Genomic DNA, 19,486 nt, shown 5'->3' on the forward strand with positions numbered 1-19,486 from the left:
GAGAATTATTCGATGTCCGCGAATCTCAAGCCCACCTAGGCTGCTTTTCTCTTAGGTGGGAGCGCGGTATGACGGGCAGTCTGACCAATCCGACACAACGAACCCATAGGCGGCGGCTATGCGTGGCGCGCGGCGCGACGGTACTGGGCATCGGCGTGGCCGCCATCGCGTCATGCCAGCGCTTCCGGGCCGACACCGAATCGATGTACGCCGATCTCGACACCTGCGAGGAACGGGGCGGCCGCTGGGACGTCGACCGCGCTCGCTGCGCGATCGACGTCGTTCTGGCGGACCACCCGCAACTGACCGACGACGCGCTTCCACCGGATGCGCCGTGAGAAATCAGAGCTCGCGCAACGCGGTGGTCACGGGCACCCGGGCGGCACGCAAGGCGGGGAACAGGCCGCCGATAAAACCGATCGCCAACGCCCACTTGATCCCCGTCCACAGGAGCGCGGCACTCACGTGGAACCGGAACACCACCTGGCTGAAGTTCGCCCCGAGCGTCGACGCCGTGTAGCCATTGAAGACGATCCACACGATGCCCGCACCGATCACGCCGCCGAGCAACGCCAGCAACATCGTCTCCAGCATCACCGACACCACGACCGGTATCCCGCGAAAGCCGATCGCACGTAATGTGGCGATCTCGCGAGCCCGGGCCTGGATCGCGGCGAACATCGTATTGAGCGCGCCGAACACGGCACCGATCGCCATGATGATGCCCACCGTGATACCGACGGCACGCAGCACCCTGGTCAGGCCTTCGGACTGCTTGCCGAAGTATTCCTGCGTGGTGCTGACGTCGACCTTCAGGCGCGGATCGCCAGCCAACGACGCCTTGAAGGTGTCGAATGCCGCGGGCGAATCCAGCATGACCGTCACCGACTGCACGCTGCTGCCACGCCGGTAGGCCGAGGCGACGCTCTGCGCATCGCCCCACAGTTCCGATTCCAGCACGTCGTTGGACACGAACTCGCCCACCACGGTCCAGGTCTGTCCCGCGAGGCGGATGCTCCTGCCGACATCGAGGCCCGCGAACTGCCCCCGCGCGCCCTTGCCGACGATGAGCTCACGCAGTCCCGGAGTGAACTTGCGCCCCTCGACGATCTTCACCTGATCGCGTAGCGACCACACGTCCGCGCTGACGCCACGGATGGGCACATTGGAATCGCTGCCGGGATCGCTCTTGCGTGGCAGGTTGGCGACGACGACGAGTTCGCCCGAGGCGATCGGCCGGCCCTGGGCATCTTTCTTCACACCGGGCGCCTGCATCACCACGTTGGCGCTGTCGCGATCAAGGATGGAATTGAGCTCCGCCTGCGAGCCGCCGCGCAAGACGATGGCCGTCCGATCGTTACCCGTGGAGCGCAGGGTTTCGGCGAAACCATCGCTCATCGCCAGCATGGCGACGAGTACACCGACCACGCCCGCGATGCCCACCACCACCACCGATGACGAGCCGAGCCGCTGAACCACCGTGGCGAGTCCCACGCGAGTCACCTGCCAAGTCTGTCGTCCGCGACGGGTCAGCGCCATCCACAGCGCGAATACGACGGCGATGGCGACGATGCCCTGCCAGGGCAACGCGATCCAGACGACGAGGAACGCGGCGACGATCAGCAGGGTCAGCAGGCCGAACCCGAACTTCTTCATGCGTTTCATGGTGAGTTCCTTCAGCGCCCGGCGAGCGCGTCGACGATGTTGAGGCGCATGGCACGGAGGGCGGGCAAGGCACCGACGAGGGCGCCGATCACCACCATCAGCACGAGGCCGAGAATCCAGGTCTGGGTGCCGATGGGTGGCAGATTGAGCATGCCGCCGCTGCCCTTGGCCACGATCGGCACCACGATGCCGGCCAGTGCCAGACCCAGCACGCCGCCGAGCACCAGCAACAGGATGCCTTCCGCCAGCACCATGCCGAGGACGCTGTGGCTGGAGAAGCCGATGGTCTTCAGCACGGCCAGCTCATGGGTTCGCTCACGCACGGCCTGCGCCATCGTGTTGCCGGTAAGCAGGATGAGAGTGAAGAACACCGCGCCCATGATCGCCGACACGATCAGCCCGATATCGCCGAGCTGTTTGGCGAACGATGCGTTGAACGCCTGCTCGGTCTGCGTCTTGGTCTCGTGGTCGGAGTTGGCGGAGAGCGCGTCGATGGCCCTGGCGACGCGGTCCGCCTTGTCCGCCGAGGTCAGCTGCACCGCGTACCAGCCTACCGTCGTACCGACGCTCTGAAATGCGTTGGCGTCTTCGAAATACTTGTGATGGAAGAAGAACTGCTGGTCCGTACCGTTCGCCGCGCCCTTGGCCGGCCTGTAGATGCCGACGATATCGAAAGGCCAGGTCTTGTCGCCGTTGCGCTGCGGGAAGATCGTCGACTGCAGCGGCACCTTGTCGCCGAGCTTCCAGCCGAAGCGTTTCGCCAGCGCTTCACCGACCACCGCGCCGGTACGGGTGTTTTCGTAGACCTTGCGCTGGTCCGCGGGCAGTTCGATCTCACGATAGATGTCGAGGTAATTCTCGCTGACGGCAAAGCTCAGCACGAAGTTCTTCGGATCCTGATAGATGCCGCCGAACCAGTTGGCGGCGGCCACGGCCTTCACTCCGGGAATCGCCTGTATGCGTGTGGACAGGCTCGCCGGCAGCGACTGGATGATCGAATACTTCGACGTGGTGATGAGGCGATCCACGCCGACGACGCTGTCGCCCGAGGCGAACGCGGCACGTGTCGCGTCCAGCATGCCGAACAACAGGAATGCCGCCAGGATCGACACCAGGGTGAAGAAGGTACGCGTCTTGCGCCGGAACAACGCGGCCCAGATCAGATGCATGTATTTCATGCGGGCGTCCTCGGTCAGGCCACGGCTTGTCCGACAAGGCTGCCCTTGTCGAGATGCAGGGTATGGTTGGCGTACTCGGCGGCCTTCGGGTCGTGCGTCACCATCACGATCGTTTTGCCGTGCTCGCGATTGAGTTCGCGCAGAAGACCGAGGATCTCCTCGGCCGACTGGCGATCCAGATCGCCGGTCGGCTCGTCGCAGACCAGCAGCGTGGGATCGGAAACGATCGCGCGTGCGATCGCGACGCGCTGTTGCTGACCGCCGGAGAGTTCGGACGGCTTGTGTGACGAACGATCCGCGAGACCGACCAGCTGCAGCGCGATCGACGCGTTCTGCCTGCGCTGCGCGGCGGAAAGTCGGGTCAGCAGCAGCGGCAGTTCCACGTTGCGCTGCGCGGTCAGCATCGGCATCAGATTGTAGAACTGGAAAACGAAGCCCACGTGCGCCGCGCGCCAGCGAGCCAGCGCACCGGCACCCAGCCGGTCGATGCGGTCCCCGGCCACCGCGATGCTGCCACCCGACGGTGTGTCGAGACCGCCGATGAGATTGAGCAACGTGGTTTTGCCGGAGCCCGACGGTCCCATCAGCGCGAGGAAGTCGCCTTCCTCGATCTTCAGGTTCACGCCATGCAGCACCTCGACCTTCTGCCGGCCGCGCTCATAGACCTTGGAAAGATCCTGGATGTCGATCAGGGTAGCCATGGGACGTGTCTCCTTGCGTATCAGGGCGAAGGGCGGGTGGCGACGCGGACGGCGGCACCATCGGTGAGCGAGTCGGGCGGAGTCACGATGACGCTGTCACCGGGGGCGAGGCCCTGCGTCACCAGACGCTGCTCGCCGTCGTTGCGTGCGGCGAGCGTGACGTCGTGACGCATCGCCTTGTCGCCCGCGACGACGAAGACGACGTCGCGGTTGTCGCGACGCGCCAGCGCGCCGGCCGGGACGAGCACGCCTTTGGGTGCGTCGGCCACCGGCTCCGACCGGCGCTCGAGGAACGACACGCGCACGCCCATGTCGGGAACGATCCGCACGTCCTTCGATTCCAGGGCGACGCGTACCTTCACCGTGGCCTTACCGCGATCCGCCGCGGGCACGATGGCGATGACATGTGCGCCGATCTTCCAGTCCGGGTAGGCGTCGAGCACCGCCTCGGCGGGCATATCGGCTTTGACCCGGCCGATATAGGCCTCGTTGACGTCGACGTCGATCTCCAGCGAATCCATGTCGACGATGGTGCCGACACCGGTACGGGTGAAACCGCCGCCCGCCGAAAGCGGCGACACGATCTCGCCGACCTGCGCCGCCTTGTCGGTGATCACGCCGTCGAACGGCGCACGGATCACCGTGTAGTCGAGGTTGACCTGGCCGACACTGACCTGAGCATCCGCGGCGTCGGCCTGGCGACGCGCCGTGTTGAGCTGGGCGCGATAGGTGTTGGCCTGCGTACGTCCCTGCTCGGCGATCTGTCTGGAGACCAGGCCCCGGCCGACCAGCGCCTCCTGCCGATCGGCGTCGCGCAGTGCCTGCTCGAGCTGGGTCTGGCTTTGCACCACGCTGGCGCGCGCCGCCGCCGCGTTCGCCCGGTTGGCATCGAGGCCGGCGCGCAGGGCGTTGTCTTCCAGGCGCGCCAGCACCTGGCCTTTCTTCACCCGGTCGCCTTCCTCGATCAGCACCTCCGTGAGCGTCCCGGTGATCTGCGCGGAGACCGTGGCCTGGCGCCGCGCGGTGACATAGCCCGTCGCCTGCAGCACCGCCCCGGCTTCCGCGGCGCCGGCCGGCGCGATCGCGGTCGCCACCGTCACCTCGACAGGCCGCTGCGCGAGCCACGCACAGGCCGCTCCGCCCAGGGCGAGCAGGCCGATGAGAACGGCCAGCACGATCAGCGCGATCTTCGTGGCGCCGCCGTTCCCACCCCCTCGGGATTCCCTGTGCGACTTGTCGATCTTCAGCTGCCGCAGCAGCTCGGCGTTCGAGTTCATGTCCCCGTGGTCCCCTGGCGATACGGATCGTCGGCAAGATCATGCGATCCGGGCGGACCGTGCACCACTTCCGCCCATCAGTCATCTGCCGTGACAGGTGTCACCTGATAGTCTTGGCGCCCATGAATACCGTCATCCCTTCGCCGGCCCAGCCGAGCATCCCCGTCGCCGGGCGCAGCGAGCGTTTCCCGGTCCGTCGCGTCTTCTGCATCGGCCGTAACTACGCCGACCACGCCAAAGAGATGGGCGCGTCGGTCGACACGGCCAATCCGATGTTCTTCACCAAGCCCGCCGATGCCCTCGTCACCGACGGGGCCGACGTGCCCTACCCCTCCGTCACCCACGATCTGCACCACGAAGTGGAGATGGTCGTGGCGCTGGCATCGGGCGGTACGGACCTGACCCTCGAGCAGGCCGCCGCCACGGTCTGGGGCTACGGCGTGGGTCTGGACCTGACCCGCCGCGACCTGCAGGCCCAGGCCAAGGCCAAGGGCTCGCCGTGGGACGTCGCCAAGGCCTTCGACCATTCGGCACCGGTCTCCGCTCTGGTTCCCGCCTCGGAGGTCACGCCGACCGCCGCGACGCGGATCTCGCTGGAGATCAACGGCGAGACCCGGCAGGCGGCCACCCTCGGCGACATGCTGCTCGATGTCCCGGCGATCCTCTCGGCGCTGTCGAAGCTGTTCGAGCTCAAGGCGGGCGACATCGTCTACACCGGTACACCGGCCGGTGTATCGGCATTGCTGCGCGGCGATCGTTTCCGTGCGACCCTCGAAGGCGTCGCCACGCTCGAAGGTCGCGTGGTCTGACTTCGCAAAGTCCTGACATCCGGAACGTTAGTTTTTTACGTTCGACGCCCAGACCCAGAAGGAGAAACCCACGATGAGCATCGTCGCGGAATTCAAGAAGTTCGCACTACGCGGCAACGTCATCGACCTCGCGGTCGGTGTTGTGGTCGGTGCGGCGTTCAGCAAGATCGTCACCTCGCTGGTGGACAACATCATCATGCCCCCCATCGGCTGGCTGATCGGCGGCATCGACTTTTCAGACTGGAAGTGGGTGCTCAAACCCGCCGACGCCGCCACCAAGACCGCCGAAGTGGCGATCCAGTACGGCGTGTTCATCAACGTACTGATCCAGTTCGTCATCATCGCGTTCGCCATCTTCATGGTGGTCAAGGCGATCAACCGCCTGACGCATCGCGAAGAGGCCAAGCCGGCCGCACCGGCCGCCGACGTGGTGCTGCTGACGGAAATCCGCGACCTGCTCAGGCAGCAGCCGCCGCGCGTCTGATTCCGCGCTTTCGGAGGGACGAGGTGACCGGCATGTCCGGCTTGCCTCGTCCCTTTTTGCTGTCTGGAAAAAAAAAAGGCCGCCGAGTGGGAGCTCGGCGGCCTGATCCGGGGAGAACGTTGCGCCGCGGGAGATGAGTCGGGAGACTCGCGGCGCTTATTGTTGGAATGGTTTTGGATCGGTCGATCAGAAGTCGTAATTGATACCGAAGCGGACGTAGCGCGGCGTGCTGAAGTAGTTGATGCGGTCGTAGTTGGTGTTCAGCGCCTTGCTGCTGCCATAGATCGCATACGTCGACGTCGGCACCGACTCGTTCAGCAGGTTATAGACCATGACATTGAAGCCAAGTTTCTGGTCGGCCCACATCGGGCGATATTCCGCCGAGACCGAGATGATGTGCTGCCACGGCTGGCGACCCGCGTCCCCCGGTGCCGAGGCGACGCCACCGCAGTAGTGGTAATAGCTGCCGTAACCGACCGGGTTGCTCTCATCCGCGCCGTAGTAACCGATACAGGTCTTGGGTGTGCCCGACATCAGCGCGATGTTGCCCGAGAGCATCCACTCCGGTGCCGCCTGCCAGGAACCGTAGATCTTCAGCTGGTGCGTGCGGTCGTTGGAGAGCAGACCGTTGGAGTTTTCCATCAGCTTGCCGAAGTCCCAGTCGACCGTCGCCGATACGTCGGTCTGGCCGATGTCCGAGCGCACCTGGCCTTCCGTGTTGCCGTAGCTCTTCGAGTAGACGTAGTCGATCTTGGCCTGCCACTTGCCATCGAACGGATGCTCGAGGAAGGTCTCCAGACCGTAGTAGCTACGCTTGGCGCTCGGCATGCCGAAGTCGGCCGCGGAGACCGAGACGCTGTAGTAACCGCCGGCCGGGTTGACGATGCGGTATGTGTTGCTGCGGCCCGGATTGGACAGGTAGCAACCGTTGAGCGTGGAGGCGTCGACGTCGTAGCCGAGCGACTGCGCCTTGCTCGCGATCGTGGTGGTGTCGCAGATGTCGTCCAGGATGTTACGCAGCTTGCGCACCTGACCCTTCATGCCCCAGACGTAGTCCGCGTTGATCTGCTGGGTGAAGCCCAGCATGTATTCATCCTGGTACTCGGACTTGATGTTGCTGGAGGCCACGGTCTTCGCGTCCGGCGGTGTGCCGTACTCGTTATTGGCCGACACCGCGCCACCCGTGGACGAGGCCAGCTGGGTCAGGCCGGTGGGATTGCCGTTAGCATCGATGCCCGTGTAGGTGTAGTACTCGTTGGTGTACAGCGAACCGGCGGCGGCGCGCAGCGCGACGGACGCCGGCATGGCGAGGTAGTAACGACCGGCGTTCGCATAGACCTTCAGCGACGAGTCGCCGTTCACGTCCCAGCTGAAGCCCAGGCGCGGCGCCCACTGCGGCTTGGTCATGCGCAGGAAGGCTTCACCGCTCGGGTTGTAGTTGGTGAACTGGTCGTTGCGCAGGCCGATCTTCACCAGCCAGCGATCGTCCACCTGCCAGCTGTCTTCGATGTACTGGGCGCGCTGCTTCACGCGCACCGACGCCGAGGTGCTGTAGAGGTACTTCGATACGTAGTAGCCGTCCTGACCGCCCGCACCCGTGCTCGGCGCGGCGACGTACGGACTGTCGCTGATGTTGGTCGCCGGATCGCCGTAACCGTAGATCCAGGCCGAGCCGGTCTCGCCATCGTCGACGTCGTGCGAGTTGAGGTTGTCGATACCACCGGTGATCGTGTGATCGCCGATCTTCCACGCCAGGTCGACGCGCAGGTTGCTGCTGGTGGCGCGGTGGTTCGGATCGTTCGCGGTCAGCACCGTCTGAGAATTGACGATGGAATTGCCGCCGGTGATCGCCGGGTTCTCGAACTCGGAACCACTGATGTACTCCAGCGACGGGTCGTAACCCGGGGTCTGGCTGAAGTACGTCATCTTCTGCTTGCCGTACATGGCGGTCAGCGTGAGATCGTCGGTGATGTAGCTCGTGTACTTGGCGATCGAGACCCGGGCGCTGTTCTTGGTCGAGGTGTCGAAGCTGTTCAGATCGCCCGTCTGGTTCGTCGCGTAGTCGTAGTCGTACTCATTACCCTTGTACGACGTCTTCGTCGACGCGCCGGTCAGCTCGAGGATGTTGTTGTCGTTGATGTTCCAGTCGAGCTTGGTGTACCACTTCGGATTGTTGTACTCGTAATCGGTGTTGTACGACGACGTCGCGGGACCGACACTGTTACCGGCTTTCTTGTCGCCTTCGACCGCCGCGAAGAAGAACAGCTTGTCCTTGATCAGCGGGCCGCCGACATACGCGCTCTCGGTGGTTTCCCAAGACTTGTTGTCGGAATAACGACGGTAGAGATTGCCCGCGTTGGCACCGGTCACGTAATACGAGCTCGGGCTCACGCCCTGCGCGAACGCCGGTGTCCACTGAACCTGCGCACCGAAGTGCCATTCGTTGGTACCGCGCTTGCCGCTCTGACTGATCACGCCGCCGTCCGAGCGACCGTAAGCCGCACCGTAGCCGCCGCTGAGGATTTCCTGCTGATCGATCGCGCCATAGGGCAGGCTGATGCCGCCAAAGCCGCTGAGCGGGTCGGTGGTGTTGAAGCCGTTGAGGTAATAGGCGTTCTCGGTGACCGACGAGCCGGCGAACGAAACGAGCGAGCCACCCGTGGTACCGCTCTTGAAGCCGCTGTAACCCGGAACGACGCCCGGCGCGAGCAGCGCGATCGCTTCGGCGCTACGCGCCAGCGGCAGCTTCGCCAGCTGCTGGGAGGTGATGACGGTGCGTGCGTCGACGCTGGACACGTCGATGGCGGGAAGCGCGTTGGCCGACACGGTGACCGAGCTCAGGCTCGTCGCGTCGCCGGACGCCGCGGCGAAGGACACTTCCGTACCGGAACCGACACGAAGGCCGACGTCGCTGCGCGTGTCGACGACCTTGCCGCCCTGCATGAGCGATACGGTATAGCTGCCGAGCGGCAGCGAACCCACCGTGTAACGGCCGTCGCTGCCCACGGCGACTTCACGCGTCACACCCGAGGTGCTCTTGACCTGGACCGACTCGCCCTCGGCGACGGGCGCCTGGCCGAAGATGCTGCCGGTGGTCGACTGCGCGATGGCCACGGTGCTGCCCAGCGCCAGGGCCAGCGCGAGGCTGATCCGGCTCAGGCGGATGGATGTCGAATTCTTCACTAGGAAACTCCCCGAAATTTAGGATGCGCGACGCCACGAGGCCGGCACCCTGGCAAGGCGCCTTCCCCAACTGCCCGTGACGTGTGATTCGTTTTATGACTTCGTCGATGCGTGGCCGACGGGGCCACGACTTCAATTTAGTGTTAAGAACCTGCATCCATACGGCGGAAACTGCCGCATCATTCGGTCATTCGTCGGACGTTTGGACGTCCGAACGATCCACCGGCGGCAACGCCCCGACCATTGCGGCCTGACGGAAACGACGCGGTGACGTACCGACATGGTCGCGGAAGCAGCGACTGAAATTGGTCATATCGCCGAAGCCCCAGGCGTGGGCGATCTGCGCGATGCCGCGATGACGAAGGCGGGGATCGGCCAGTTCGCGCTGGCACCGTGCGAGGCGCTCGAGTCGAACCCAGCGCATGAGGGTCAGGTCTTCGTCGGAAAACAGTTCGAACAGATGACTGGCCGAGAGACCGACACCCTTCGCGATCATGTCGATGCACAGCTCGGGATCGGCGAGGTGCTCGCGGGCGAACTGACGCACCTGACGCTTGTGGTACTGCCGCAGGCGCGAGGGGGACGATTCACTCGCGTCCACGGATTCCAGCGCGGCGGCAAGCATATGGGGAATCGCATCGGCCAGCCGGTCGGCTACCGGTTCGGACAGGCCCGCGGGATGCGCGAACATTTCCTGGAAGAGGACACGCAGGTAGCCCACGGGACCCAGGTGCCCGGGCAGCCCGACCGCCGCCACGTCGTCCAGGCGTGGGATGGCGTCGCGCAGGACCGACAGCGGAAGATGGATCGACTGGACGCTGCAACGCCCCAGTTCCAGCCGGAAGGGCTGGGACAGGTCGATCAGGCAGAAATCGCCGCCGGCCAGGTCGCTGTGGCGCCCGTGCTGCTCGACACGCGCCCGTCCGTCGAGCTGCAAGGTCAGCAGCACCGCCTGACGATGCTCGCGCGGAAGCGCCGCCTCGGTCAGTACGTGCGGCGTGTGCCGGAACGCGCCCAGGCGCAGGCGATCGCCAGCGTAGCCGTCCACGAGCGTGCTGGTTTCGAAGCGGCTGGGTGCCCGCTCGACAAAGGCCTGCCAGAAACGCCGGGCAAGCAGCCGGTTGTTTTCGATACCGTCATCGGAGCGCGACAGCGGAGGAAATGCATACGACATGGACGACAAGGCGGTCATTCCGGTTATGAGGCGGGGGGAGGCGGAGGCGGCGGAGGTGCGCCGTCCGGGCCGGGGGGCGGCCCGACAGGCCGCTTGAATCCCTTCTCATCCATGCACTGAGCCATGAGGTCCGGCGGCACCGGGTCGTCCTCTTCGCCACCGAGTTCGTTCCAGCAATCGTCCAGCGCCGCCTCGACCTTCGGGTCGCGGTGCGCCTGGCGACCGTCCGGGGGACCGGGCGGCCGATCCTGGGCGACCGCCGCGGCGGCCAGGGCGATCCCGAAGGAGAAGAGCAGCGAAGGCAGCGCGTTGAACGGTTTCATGGCCATCCTTAGTGGTGTGCGGTGTCTGCACACGCTAAGTGGCTTCCGTCACGAGGGAATGTCCTTTTGTGTCCGCTTTGTGTCGGCTGTTTTGCCGCGGGGACAAACGCCTCGTAGACTGGTCTGGTATTTAAAGCAGCATGACCATGGACCTTCAGTCACTCATCCTCGTCGTGGATGACGATCCCGAACTGCGCGGGCTGATCACCGATTTCCTCGGCGGTCACGGGTACCGTGTGCACGCAGCCGAAAACGTCGCCCAGATGTCGCTCTCCATCGAACGCGAGCGACCGGACCTCATCGTGCTCGACGTGATGATGCCGGGCGAGGACGGCCTGAGCGCCGCTCGGCGCCTCGCCGCCGAGAAGGGCCCGCCGGTCATCATCCTGAGTGCGCTGGGCAGCGATACCGACCGGATCATCGGGCTGGAAGTCGGCGCCGACGACTACCTGGCCAAGCCTTGCAACCCACGCGAGCTGCTGGCCCGCGTGCGTGCGGTCCTGCGGCGCAGCAGCCAGGACGCGCCTTCACCCGCCGAGGAGATCCGTCCTTACGGTTTTGCCGGCTGGCGCCTCGATCTGACGCGGCGCGACCTGCGCGATCCGACCGGCATCTTCATCAATCTTTCCGATGGCGAGTTCGCCCTGCTCCGCGCCTTCGTCGAACACCCGCAACGCATCCTGAGCCGCGATCAGCTGCTCGACCTCGTTCACCGGGGCCGCGCGGACGTGTTCGACCGCGCCATCGACACGCAGATCAGCCGGCTGCGGCGCAAACTGAATGACCGCGCGCAGGACGAAATGATCCGTACCGTGCGCAACGAGGGCTACATGCTCCTGCCGAAGGTCACCCGCCTGTGACGCGACGTCCCGGTCTGTCGATCTTCGCCCGCAGCTTTCTGCTGATGGTGTGCGCGCTGCTGATCGCCTCCGGCATCGGGGTGGGCGTACTCGTCCTCCGTCCGCCGACGCTGCCGCCCATGGCGAGCCTCTTCGACGTGGCGGCCGCCCTGCGGAACGACGGAGCGCCGTTCGGCCAGCGCGACTTCGACGACCGCAGGCCGCCCGGCTCCGCGCCGCGCGACGGCCAGGCCACCGCCATGCTGCCCGGCGACGACCGCCGCGGCCCGCCCGGCATGGACTTCATGCCGCCCAACCCCGCCGACCTCGATGTGCGCACCCAGGCCGACGCGCCCACGCCCCCGGACGGTTCCGACAGTCGCCTGTCGGCACACCTCCTTCCGCGACTGGCGGGCCTTCTGCGCGTCGCCCAGGATGACCTTCGCGTCTATGCGGTGGACAGCGGCATGGACCGCCACCCCGGCGCGATGCGCGTCAGCATGGGCGCGGGGTCGCTGGTCGGGTGGCGACAGGCGGATGGCCGATGGCGGGTCGCCTCGGTGCCCGTGGAGCCCTTTCCTTCCATGCTTCAGCAGGAGCTGTTCCTGCTGTTCGGCGTGAGCGTGCTGGTGCTGCTGCCCTTCGCCTGGTGGTTCGCCCGGGCGCTGTCGGCACCGATCCATCGTTTCGCCGAGGCGGCACAGCGTCTGGGTGCGGACACCAGCGCGCCGCCGGTGCCGCGTGAGGGACCGCCCGAGATGCGTCGCGCGGTCGATGCCTTCAACGGCATGCAGGGGCGCGTGAATCGTCTGCTCCACGAGCGCACGCACATGATCGCCGCGATCGCGCACGACCTGCGCACGCCGCTGACGCGCCTGTCGTTCCGGCTCGACGGCCTGCCCGGCCCGCTCGGCGCCAAGGTGGACGGCGACCTCCAGGAGATGAAGACGATGATCTCCGCCGCGCTCGATTTCATGCGCGACCGCTCGCTGGGCACGCAACGCCAGCCGCTGGATTTCCGGCTGCTGGTCGAGAGCGTGAGCGACGACCTGGTCGACGTGGGACATGACGTGGCGGTGTTCTCCGGGCCGCCCGTGACGCTCGACGGCGATCCGGTGGCGCTGCGCCGCGCTGTCGTCAACCTCGTCGAGAACGGGATCAAGTACGGGCAAAGGGTGCGCATGCGCCTGCGCACCGTCCGTGGCGAATGCCTGCTCGAAATCGATGACGACGGCCCGGGCATTCCCGAGGCCATGCAGCAACAGGTCTTCGCGCCGTTCTTCCGTCTGGAATCCTCGCGAAACCGCGACACCGGCGGCATCGGCCTCGGCCTCGCCACCGTCCGCGCCATCGTGCTCGATCACGGCGGCAGCATCGTGCTGCGCAACCGCAAGGAAGGCGGTCTGCGCGTGGTGGTGAGCCTGCCACAACCGTAACTTCGGGAGCCGTCCAGCCGTCCGGACGGCTGGACCATGACTTTCGACCTACGCGGCCGCACCCCGCGCCATGGTCATAATCGACCTTTACCGTCCCGGGGGTCACCATGCGTCATATCTTCCGCCTGCACACGCTGGCCGCGTGCCTTGCGCTCGCTTTCACCGTCCATGCCGCCGACAAGGCGACGACCATTCCGGACAAGGCGATCGCCGCCGCCACCGCCTTGCGCGATCGCGCGATGAGCGACGACACCGGCTACGAATTCGTGACCGGCCTGACCACGGAAGTGGGTCCCCGCGTGGCCGGCAGCGCCGCCGACGCGCGCGCCGTCGCCTGGACCGTCGCGAAGTTCAAGGCCATGGGTTTCGACAAGGTCTACACCGAGAAAGTCAGCTACCCGCTGTGGCAGCGCCGCAGCGAGCACGCAGCGGTCGTGTCGCCCTTTCCGCAGCCGCTCGCTCTGACCGCGCTGGGCTATTCCGCCGGCACCCCGCAGGGTGCCCTCACGGCCGAAGTCGTCGGCTTCGACGACCTCGATGCGTTCAGGAACGCCGACCCGGCCAGCGTGAAGGGCAAGATCGTCTACGTCTCGACGCACATGCAGCAGCAGAAGGACGGCCACGACTACGGCAAGGGCTCAGCCACGCGCACGGGCGGCCCGGTCCTGGCCGCGAAGATGGGCGCCGCCGCGTTCCTGCTGCGCTCGGCGGGGACCGATCCGCACAGCCGTACGCCGCACACGGGCGTCACCGGCTTCAAGGATCCGAAGGACGCGATCCCGGCTGCCGCGCTTTCCCTGCCCGACGCCGATCAGCTCGAGCGCATTCTGAAGGAAGGCAAGCCGGTCACGCTGAAGCTCGACCTCGATGTCGGCTTTGCGGGTACGTACGAAGGCTCCAACGTCATCGCTGAAGTCACCGGTCGCAAGCACCCGGATCAGGTCGTCGCCATCGGCGGACATCTGGATTCGTGGGATCTGGGCACCGGCGCCATCGATGACGGCGCGGGTGTGGCGATCGCCGCCGCCGCGGCGAAGCTGATCAAGGACATGCCGCAGCGCCCTGATCGCACGATCCGCGTCATCGCCTTCGCCAACGAGGAAATGGGTCTGTGGGGTGGACGCGCCTATGCCGAAGCGCATGCGAAAGACGTGGCGAAGTTTCAGCTGGGTACCGAATCCGATTTCGGCGCCGGCCGCATCTGGCGCATGAGCGCCAGCGTGAAGCCCGAAGCGCGCGGCGCGATCGAGCAGATCGCCAGGGTGATCGAGCCGATCGGCGTGACTTACGACGCGGCCCGGCCCGGCGGTGGTGGATCCGACCTGTCGCAGATGCATGCCAAGGGCATGGCCGCGCTCTCGCTGACGCAGGACGGCACCGACTACTTCGACTACCACCACAACGCCAACGACACGCTGGACAAGATCGATCCGAAGGCGCTCGCGCAGAACGTGGCGGTGTACGCGACGTTTGCGTATCTGGCTGCGCAGGCGGATGGAAATTTCGGTTCGGCGGCCGGTGCGTTCGCAAAAGACGGCGCGCACGACTAAATAGGACCATGTAGGAGCGCGCCAGGCGCGCTCCTACACAGCCGGCGCTTGTCGCGCCGGCTTCCGCGACGCCAGCCGATCCTGCAACCGGTTCATGTACAGATAGATCACCGGCGTGAGGTACAACGTCAGGATCTGCGATACCACGAGGCCACCGACGACGGCCAGTCCGAGAGGACGGCGCGTCTCCGCGCCCGCACCGATACCCAGCGCGATCGGCAGCGTTCCCGCGAATGCCGCCATCGTGGTCATCATGATCGGACGGAAACGCACGCGGCACGCCTCGAAGATCGCTTCACGCGGAGCCACGCCTCCCTCGCGCTGACGTTCAAGCGCGAAGTCGATCATCATGATCGCGTTTTTCTTCACGATGCCCACCAGCATCACGATGCCCACGAAGGCGAACAAATCCAGTGACGCGCCGAAAAGCACCAGCGTGAGCAACGCGCCGACCGCGGCGGCGGGAAGACCCGAGAGAATCGTCAGCGGATGGATGAAACTCTCATACAGGATGCCCAGCACGAGATAGATCACGAACACCGCCAGCAGCAGGAGCAACCCCATGCCCTTGACCGAATCCTGGAAGGCTTGCGCCGTGCCCTGGATGCTGCCACTGAGCGTGCCGGGAAGATTCATCTGAGCCGTCGCGCGCTGAATACTCTGCACCGCGTCGCTCAGCGACACACCCGGTGCGAGATTGAACGACACCGTGACCGCGGGCAGCTGGCCCTGGTGGTTCACGGTCAGCACCTGCGGCTTGCGCACGAATTGCGCGACGGTATTCAGCGGCACGAGCTTGCCGGTGTCCGAGGTGACGTAAAGCTTCGACAGTACCGCCGGGTCGTCCTGCATGCGTCGCTCCACCTGCAGGATCACCCAGTACTGCGTGGCCGTGCCGTAAATGGTGGAGATCTGGTTCTCACCGAATGCATCGCCCAGGGCGGACTGCACCTGATCCATCGTCAGGCCGAGCGGACCCAGCTTGTCGCGATTGACGGTCACCACCATCGACGGACTGTTGAGGTCCAGATCGGTGGTGACATCCTGGAAACCAGGCAGCTTCTGAAACGCCGAGACCAGCTTTCCGGACCACGCGTACAGCGCGTTCAGATCGGTCGACTGCACGGTGTACTGGTACTGTGCCTTCGACTGGCGCCCACCGACCTGGATCGCCGGAGGATTCTGGATGTAGGTACGGATACCCGGCACGTCGGCGAACTTGTGCCGAAGCGCCTGAATGATCTCGTCCGGCGTCGTATGCCCGCGGTCGCCGGGATCCTTCAGTCGCAGAAGCAGCGAGCCGGAGTTCACCGTGGCGCGCGCACCGCCGGCGCCGACGCTCGACATCACACCCTGGATATTCGGATCGTCCTGCGCAAGCTGCGCCAGCACTTTCTGTCGCGCGGACATCGCCGCGAACGAAATATCCGTTGGCCCCTCCGTGGTGACACGTAACTGACCGCTGTCGCCTGCCGGAATGAAGTCCTTCGGCGTGACGACGAACAGGACGCCGGTGGCGACGAGGCTGAGCGCGAAGACCGCCAGCACCGTGCGCGGATGGCGCATGCACCAGGCGAGCGTGCGCGTGTAGCCATCGGTCACGGCGCTGAAGCCCTTGTCGAACCAGACCACGATGACACTGCGCTTGTCGTGGTCGTGCGCCTTGACGAAACGGCTGCACAGCATGGGCGTCAGCGTGATCGAGACGAATCCGGAAATCAGGATCGATACGCTGATGACCACGGCGAACTCGTGGAAAAGACGCCCCACGATGCCGCCCATGAACATCACCGGGATGAAGACCGCCACCAGCGACAGCGTCATCGAGAAAATGGTGAAGCCGATTTCGGTCGCGCCTTTGATCGCCGCTTCGTAGGGCGTCTCGCCGAGTTCGATGTGCCGCATGATGTTTTCGAGCATCACGATGGCGTCGTCGACGACGAAGCCGACGGCCAGCGTCAGCGCCAGCAACGAGAGATTGTCGAGACTGTAGCCCAGCGCGAACATCGCGCCGAACGTGCCCAGCACGGAAATGGGCAGCGCGACCGCCGGAATCAGGGTCGCCGACGCATTGCCGAGGAACAGGTAGATCACCAGCACCACGAGAATACCCGCCAGCACCAGCGTGAACTGAACGTCGTGCACGGAGTCGCGGATCGACACCGAGCGGTCGTACATCACGTCGAGCTTGACCGACGGCGGCAGCGTCTCGGAGAAACCGGGCAGCAGCGCGAGAATCCGGTCGACCGTTTCGACGGTATTCGCGCCCGGTTGCCGCTGGATCGCCAGCGTGATCGCACGGACGCCGTTGAACCAGCTGGCCTTCTGGTCGTCCTGCACGCTGTCGCGTGGCACGGCGATATCGGAAAGCCGTACGGGCGCGCCATTGCGGTAAGCGACCACGATCTGCCCGTAGTCGGCGGCACGCATCAACTGGCCGTCCGAACGAATGGACAGCAACTGGCGACTTCCGTTGAGCGAGCCGGTGGCCTTGTTGACGTTGGCCGCGGCGATGGCGGTAGACATCTGATCGACGCCGATACCGGTGGCCGCCAGACGATCGGGATCGACGGCGATGCGCACCGCGTACTTCTGCGAACCGTAGACGTTGACCTGGGCCACGCCGTCGACCATCGACAGGCGCTGCGCGAGTTCGGTCTCGGCGTAGTCGTCGACCGTCGACAGCGGCAAGGTCGACGACTGCATGGTGAGGAACAGAATGGGCGCGTCGGCCGGATTCACCTTGCGGTAGGTGGGTGGCGTCGGCATGTCCTGCGGCAACTGGCGCTGCGCCGCGGAGATCGCCGCCTGCACGTCCTGAGCCGCGCCGTCGATGCTGCGATCGAGGGCGAAGGTCACGGTGATCGTGGTCGAGCCCAGCGAACTGGACGAGCTCATCGAGTCGATGCCGGCGACCGTGGACAGCTGCGCCTCCAGCGGTGTCGCGACGGACGAGGCCATCGTCTCGGGCGACGCGCCCGGCAGGCTCGCGCTGATGTTGATCGTCGGGAAGTCGACGTTCGGCAGTTCGTTCACCGGCAGCTTCGGGTACGCGACGATGCCGAAGATCACCAGCGCCGCCATCAGCAGCGTGGTCATGACGGGACGACGGATACAGAGCTCCGGCAGGTTCATCGCACGCGCGCACCGTCGACAAGCAACAGCTGACCTTCGGTGACGACGCGTTCGCCCGCCTGCAGGCCCTTGTCCACGACGACCCGGTCGGCGGTCGTCGCACCCGTCGTGATGGGTCTCTGTTCCACGGTCTTGTCGGCCTTGACCACGAAGACGAAGGTGCCTGCGGATGAACTCTGCAACGCGATCACCGGGATGCTGACGGCATCGGTCAGCCGCGTCGTCGGCAGGGTCACTTCAGCGAACTGGCCCGCGGTGAGGCGGCCGTCCGCATTCGCGAAACGCGCTTTCAGGACGATCGTGCCGGTCGTGACATCGACGGCGTTGTCGATGAACTCCAGTTCGCCCTTCAGCGGTCCACCGGTGTCGCCGGGGATTTTCGCCTGGACGGGAAGCGCGCCGCGACGCGCGCTGTTGCGCACCGCGGCCAGACTGTCCTCGGGAATCGCGAAGGCGATACGGATGGGATCGACCTGATTGAGCACCACGATATCGGTCGTGTCGGCGGTAAGCGTCGCCCCCGGATAGGCCAGAGGCGCACCGGTGACACCATCGAAGGGCGCGGAGATCGTGGTGAAGTCGAGCTGCGTCTGCGCGGCACGCGCCGCGGCACGATCGCTGACGAGGGCGGCGCGGGCCACGCCGAGGTTGGCCTTGTACAGATCGAAATCGGCGCGACTGACGAAGCCTTTGCCGAGCATGTTCTGGTAACGCCCGAGGTCCGCCTCGGCCTTGGCCAGCTGAGCCTCGTCGCTGGCCACCTTGCCCTGGGCCTCGTCGAGCGCGGCCTTGAGCGGACGCGGATCGACCCGGGCAAGGAGATCGCCCTTTTTCACGTGGGTGCCGGGAGTGAAAGCCAGCGTATCGAGCTGACCGCTGACACGCGAACGCACGTTGACCGTCGAATACGCCTCAGCCCTTCCGATGAGCTTGAGCGACAGATCGATCTCACCGCGCTGCGCGACGGCTGTGGTGACCGGCGTACCCGCCGATGCCTGCTTGCCGTTGAGCGATTTCGGGGCCTCCTTGCCGCCCGTCTCGTGACGCCATACGCCCACACCGGCCGCGGCGAGGGCCACCAGGCCGATGATGAGAACGAGTTTCTTCCCTGGGGATCGCTGCATGAGGACTCCGGCCGGAACCCTCAGGCTCCGGTCGCCGCGCTCGATGACGCGGACATGGTTTTTTTTCGGGTGGGCTATCCGTAAAAGCTAACGCATATCCGGCACCGAGGTTGACCCGGCGCTCAGAGTTCCTCGCCGGGACCATCGAGGCCCTGGAGGTTTTCCTTCATGCGGTCCATGACGGCCAGCATGACCTGGAGGTCGTCGGGCGAGATGCCCTGCGTCGCATCCCGGCGCAAGCCGCGTGCGATGTCTTCCATGTCGTCGATCACCCCGCGGGCCTGCTCCGTATCGTGCAGGCGCCAGGCGCGGCGATCCTTGGGGTCGGCGCGGCGCTCCACGAAACCGGCGGCCTGAAGGCGGTCGATGACCCTGCCTACGGCGATCGGCTCCATATCGAGCTGCTCCGCCAGTTCGTTCTGGCGCATGCCTGGCCGGCGATGAAGCGCCTTCAGGGCACGCCACTGCGCGCGCGTCAGCCCAAAGCGCACGGCCCGCCGATCGAAGTGCTTGCGGAAGAGCAAGGTCACGTCGTTGATGAGATAGGCGAACGAGATGTCTTCAACTTTGAGCGAGTCGGCCATAACCTTCTGAAACAATACAGAACT

The 19,486-nt window shown here is 65.6% G+C and carries 16 protein-coding genes; 6 read left to right on the forward strand and 10 right to left on the reverse strand.

All coding sequences use genetic code 11. The annotated features are described in order from the left end of the window. Positions 1 to 68 precede the first annotated feature (68 nt). Complete coding sequence (locus tag J2X57_RS05620; RefSeq protein ID WP_308846173.1) at positions 69 to 338, forward strand: hypothetical protein; 270 nt, start codon at positions 69 to 71, stop codon at positions 336 to 338. A 4-nt stretch (positions 339 to 342) separates the two neighbouring features. Here J2X57_RS05620 and J2X57_RS05625 read toward each other — a convergent pair whose 3' ends face one another. From J2X57_RS05625 to J2X57_RS05640, 4 genes are read right to left on the reverse strand one after another with little or no spacing between them, the layout of a single operon-like run. Continuing rightward, positions 343 to 1,665, reverse strand: coding sequence for an ABC transporter permease (locus J2X57_RS05625; RefSeq protein ID WP_309864784.1), 1,323 nt, complete (start codon positions 1,663 to 1,665; stop codon positions 343 to 345). A gap of 11 nt (positions 1,666 to 1,676) precedes the next feature. Beyond that, entirely contained in the window at positions 1,677 to 2,843 is a 1,167-nt protein-coding gene (locus J2X57_RS05630) for an FtsX-like permease family protein (protein ID WP_043696042.1), read from the reverse strand. A 14-nt stretch (positions 2,844 to 2,857) separates the two neighbouring features. Beyond that, positions 2,858 to 3,544 carry an ABC transporter ATP-binding protein gene (locus tag J2X57_RS05635; protein WP_036110207.1) on the reverse strand — a complete coding sequence of 229 codons (687 nt, stop codon included), beginning with the start codon at positions 3,542 to 3,544 and terminating at the stop codon, positions 2,858 to 2,860. Between the two features lie 20 nt (positions 3,545 to 3,564). Next, on the reverse strand, positions 3,565 to 4,821 hold the full coding sequence (locus tag J2X57_RS05640; RefSeq protein WP_309864789.1) for an efflux RND transporter periplasmic adaptor subunit: 1,257 nt from the start codon (positions 4,819 to 4,821) through the stop codon (positions 3,565 to 3,567). Between the two features lie 122 nt (positions 4,822 to 4,943). Here J2X57_RS05640 and J2X57_RS05645 point away from each other — a divergent pair, with 122 nt between their 5' ends. Both J2X57_RS05645 and mscL read left to right on the forward strand, forming a co-directional pair. Next, positions 4,944 to 5,630, forward strand: a complete 687-nt coding sequence (locus tag J2X57_RS05645) for a fumarylacetoacetate hydrolase family protein (RefSeq protein WP_309864791.1) — start codon at positions 4,944 to 4,946, stop codon at positions 5,628 to 5,630. A 73-nt stretch (positions 5,631 to 5,703) separates the two neighbouring features. Further along, entirely contained in the window at positions 5,704 to 6,114 is a 411-nt protein-coding gene (gene mscL, locus J2X57_RS05650; RefSeq protein ID WP_036110199.1) for a large-conductance mechanosensitive channel protein MscL, read from the forward strand. Between the two features lie 186 nt (positions 6,115 to 6,300). Here mscL and J2X57_RS05655 read toward each other — a convergent pair whose 3' ends face one another. The 3 genes from J2X57_RS05655 to J2X57_RS05665 all read right to left on the reverse strand — a co-directional run bounded on the left by J2X57_RS05655 (position 6,301) and on the right by J2X57_RS05665 (position 10,794). After that, on the reverse strand, positions 6,301 to 9,297 hold the full coding sequence (locus tag J2X57_RS05655) for a TonB-dependent receptor plug domain-containing protein (RefSeq protein WP_043696051.1): 2,997 nt from the start codon (positions 9,295 to 9,297) through the stop codon (positions 6,301 to 6,303). 187 nt (positions 9,298 to 9,484) lie between these two features. Continuing rightward, the gene (locus J2X57_RS05660) at positions 9,485 to 10,471 is read right to left on the reverse strand and encodes a helix-turn-helix domain-containing protein (protein WP_309865711.1); all 987 of its coding nucleotides are present in this window, start codon (positions 10,469 to 10,471) and stop codon (positions 9,485 to 9,487) included. Between the two features lie 23 nt (positions 10,472 to 10,494). After that, the gene (locus J2X57_RS05665; protein WP_051943277.1) at positions 10,495 to 10,794 is read right to left on the reverse strand and encodes a hypothetical protein; all 300 of its coding nucleotides are present in this window, start codon (positions 10,792 to 10,794) and stop codon (positions 10,495 to 10,497) included. 146 nt (positions 10,795 to 10,940) lie between these two features. Between J2X57_RS05665 and J2X57_RS05670 the strand changes: the two genes are divergently transcribed. From J2X57_RS05670 to J2X57_RS05680, 3 genes are all read left to right on the forward strand, one after another. After that, a complete protein-coding gene (locus tag J2X57_RS05670) occupies positions 10,941 to 11,654 on the forward strand; it encodes a response regulator (RefSeq protein WP_036117065.1) in 714 nt (237 codons plus the stop codon). 44 nt (positions 11,655 to 11,698) lie between these two features. Next, on the forward strand, positions 11,699 to 13,069 hold the full coding sequence (locus J2X57_RS05675) for an ATP-binding protein (RefSeq protein WP_052191523.1): 1,371 nt from the start codon (positions 11,699 to 11,701) through the stop codon (positions 13,067 to 13,069). Between the two features lie 107 nt (positions 13,070 to 13,176). Next, positions 13,177 to 14,619 (forward strand): M20/M25/M40 family metallo-hydrolase, encoded by a 1,443-nt coding sequence (locus J2X57_RS05680; protein ID WP_309864795.1) that lies wholly within the window; start codon positions 13,177 to 13,179, stop codon positions 14,617 to 14,619. Between the two features lie 33 nt (positions 14,620 to 14,652). Here the strand turns inward: J2X57_RS05680 and J2X57_RS05685 are convergent, their stop codons facing one another. The 3 genes from J2X57_RS05685 to J2X57_RS05695 form a co-directional block, all read right to left on the reverse strand. Continuing rightward, positions 14,653 to 17,754, reverse strand: coding sequence for an efflux RND transporter permease subunit (locus J2X57_RS05685; protein ID WP_309864797.1), 3,102 nt, complete (start codon positions 17,752 to 17,754; stop codon positions 14,653 to 14,655). Further along, complete coding sequence (locus J2X57_RS05690; protein WP_309864798.1) at positions 17,751 to 18,878, reverse strand: efflux RND transporter periplasmic adaptor subunit; 1,128 nt, start codon at positions 18,876 to 18,878, stop codon at positions 17,751 to 17,753. Before J2X57_RS05690 ends, J2X57_RS05685 begins: the two co-directional genes overlap by 4 nt. A 122-nt stretch (positions 18,879 to 19,000) precedes the next feature. Next, positions 19,001 to 19,462 (reverse strand): MarR family transcriptional regulator, encoded by a 462-nt coding sequence (locus tag J2X57_RS05695; RefSeq protein ID WP_036110181.1) that lies wholly within the window; start codon positions 19,460 to 19,462, stop codon positions 19,001 to 19,003. Positions 19,463 to 19,486 lie beyond the last annotated feature (24 nt).

This window comes from Luteibacter sp. 1214, from assembly GCF_031455395.1.
Classification (GTDB): Bacteria; Pseudomonadota; Gammaproteobacteria; order Xanthomonadales; family Rhodanobacteraceae; genus Luteibacter; species Luteibacter mycovicinus.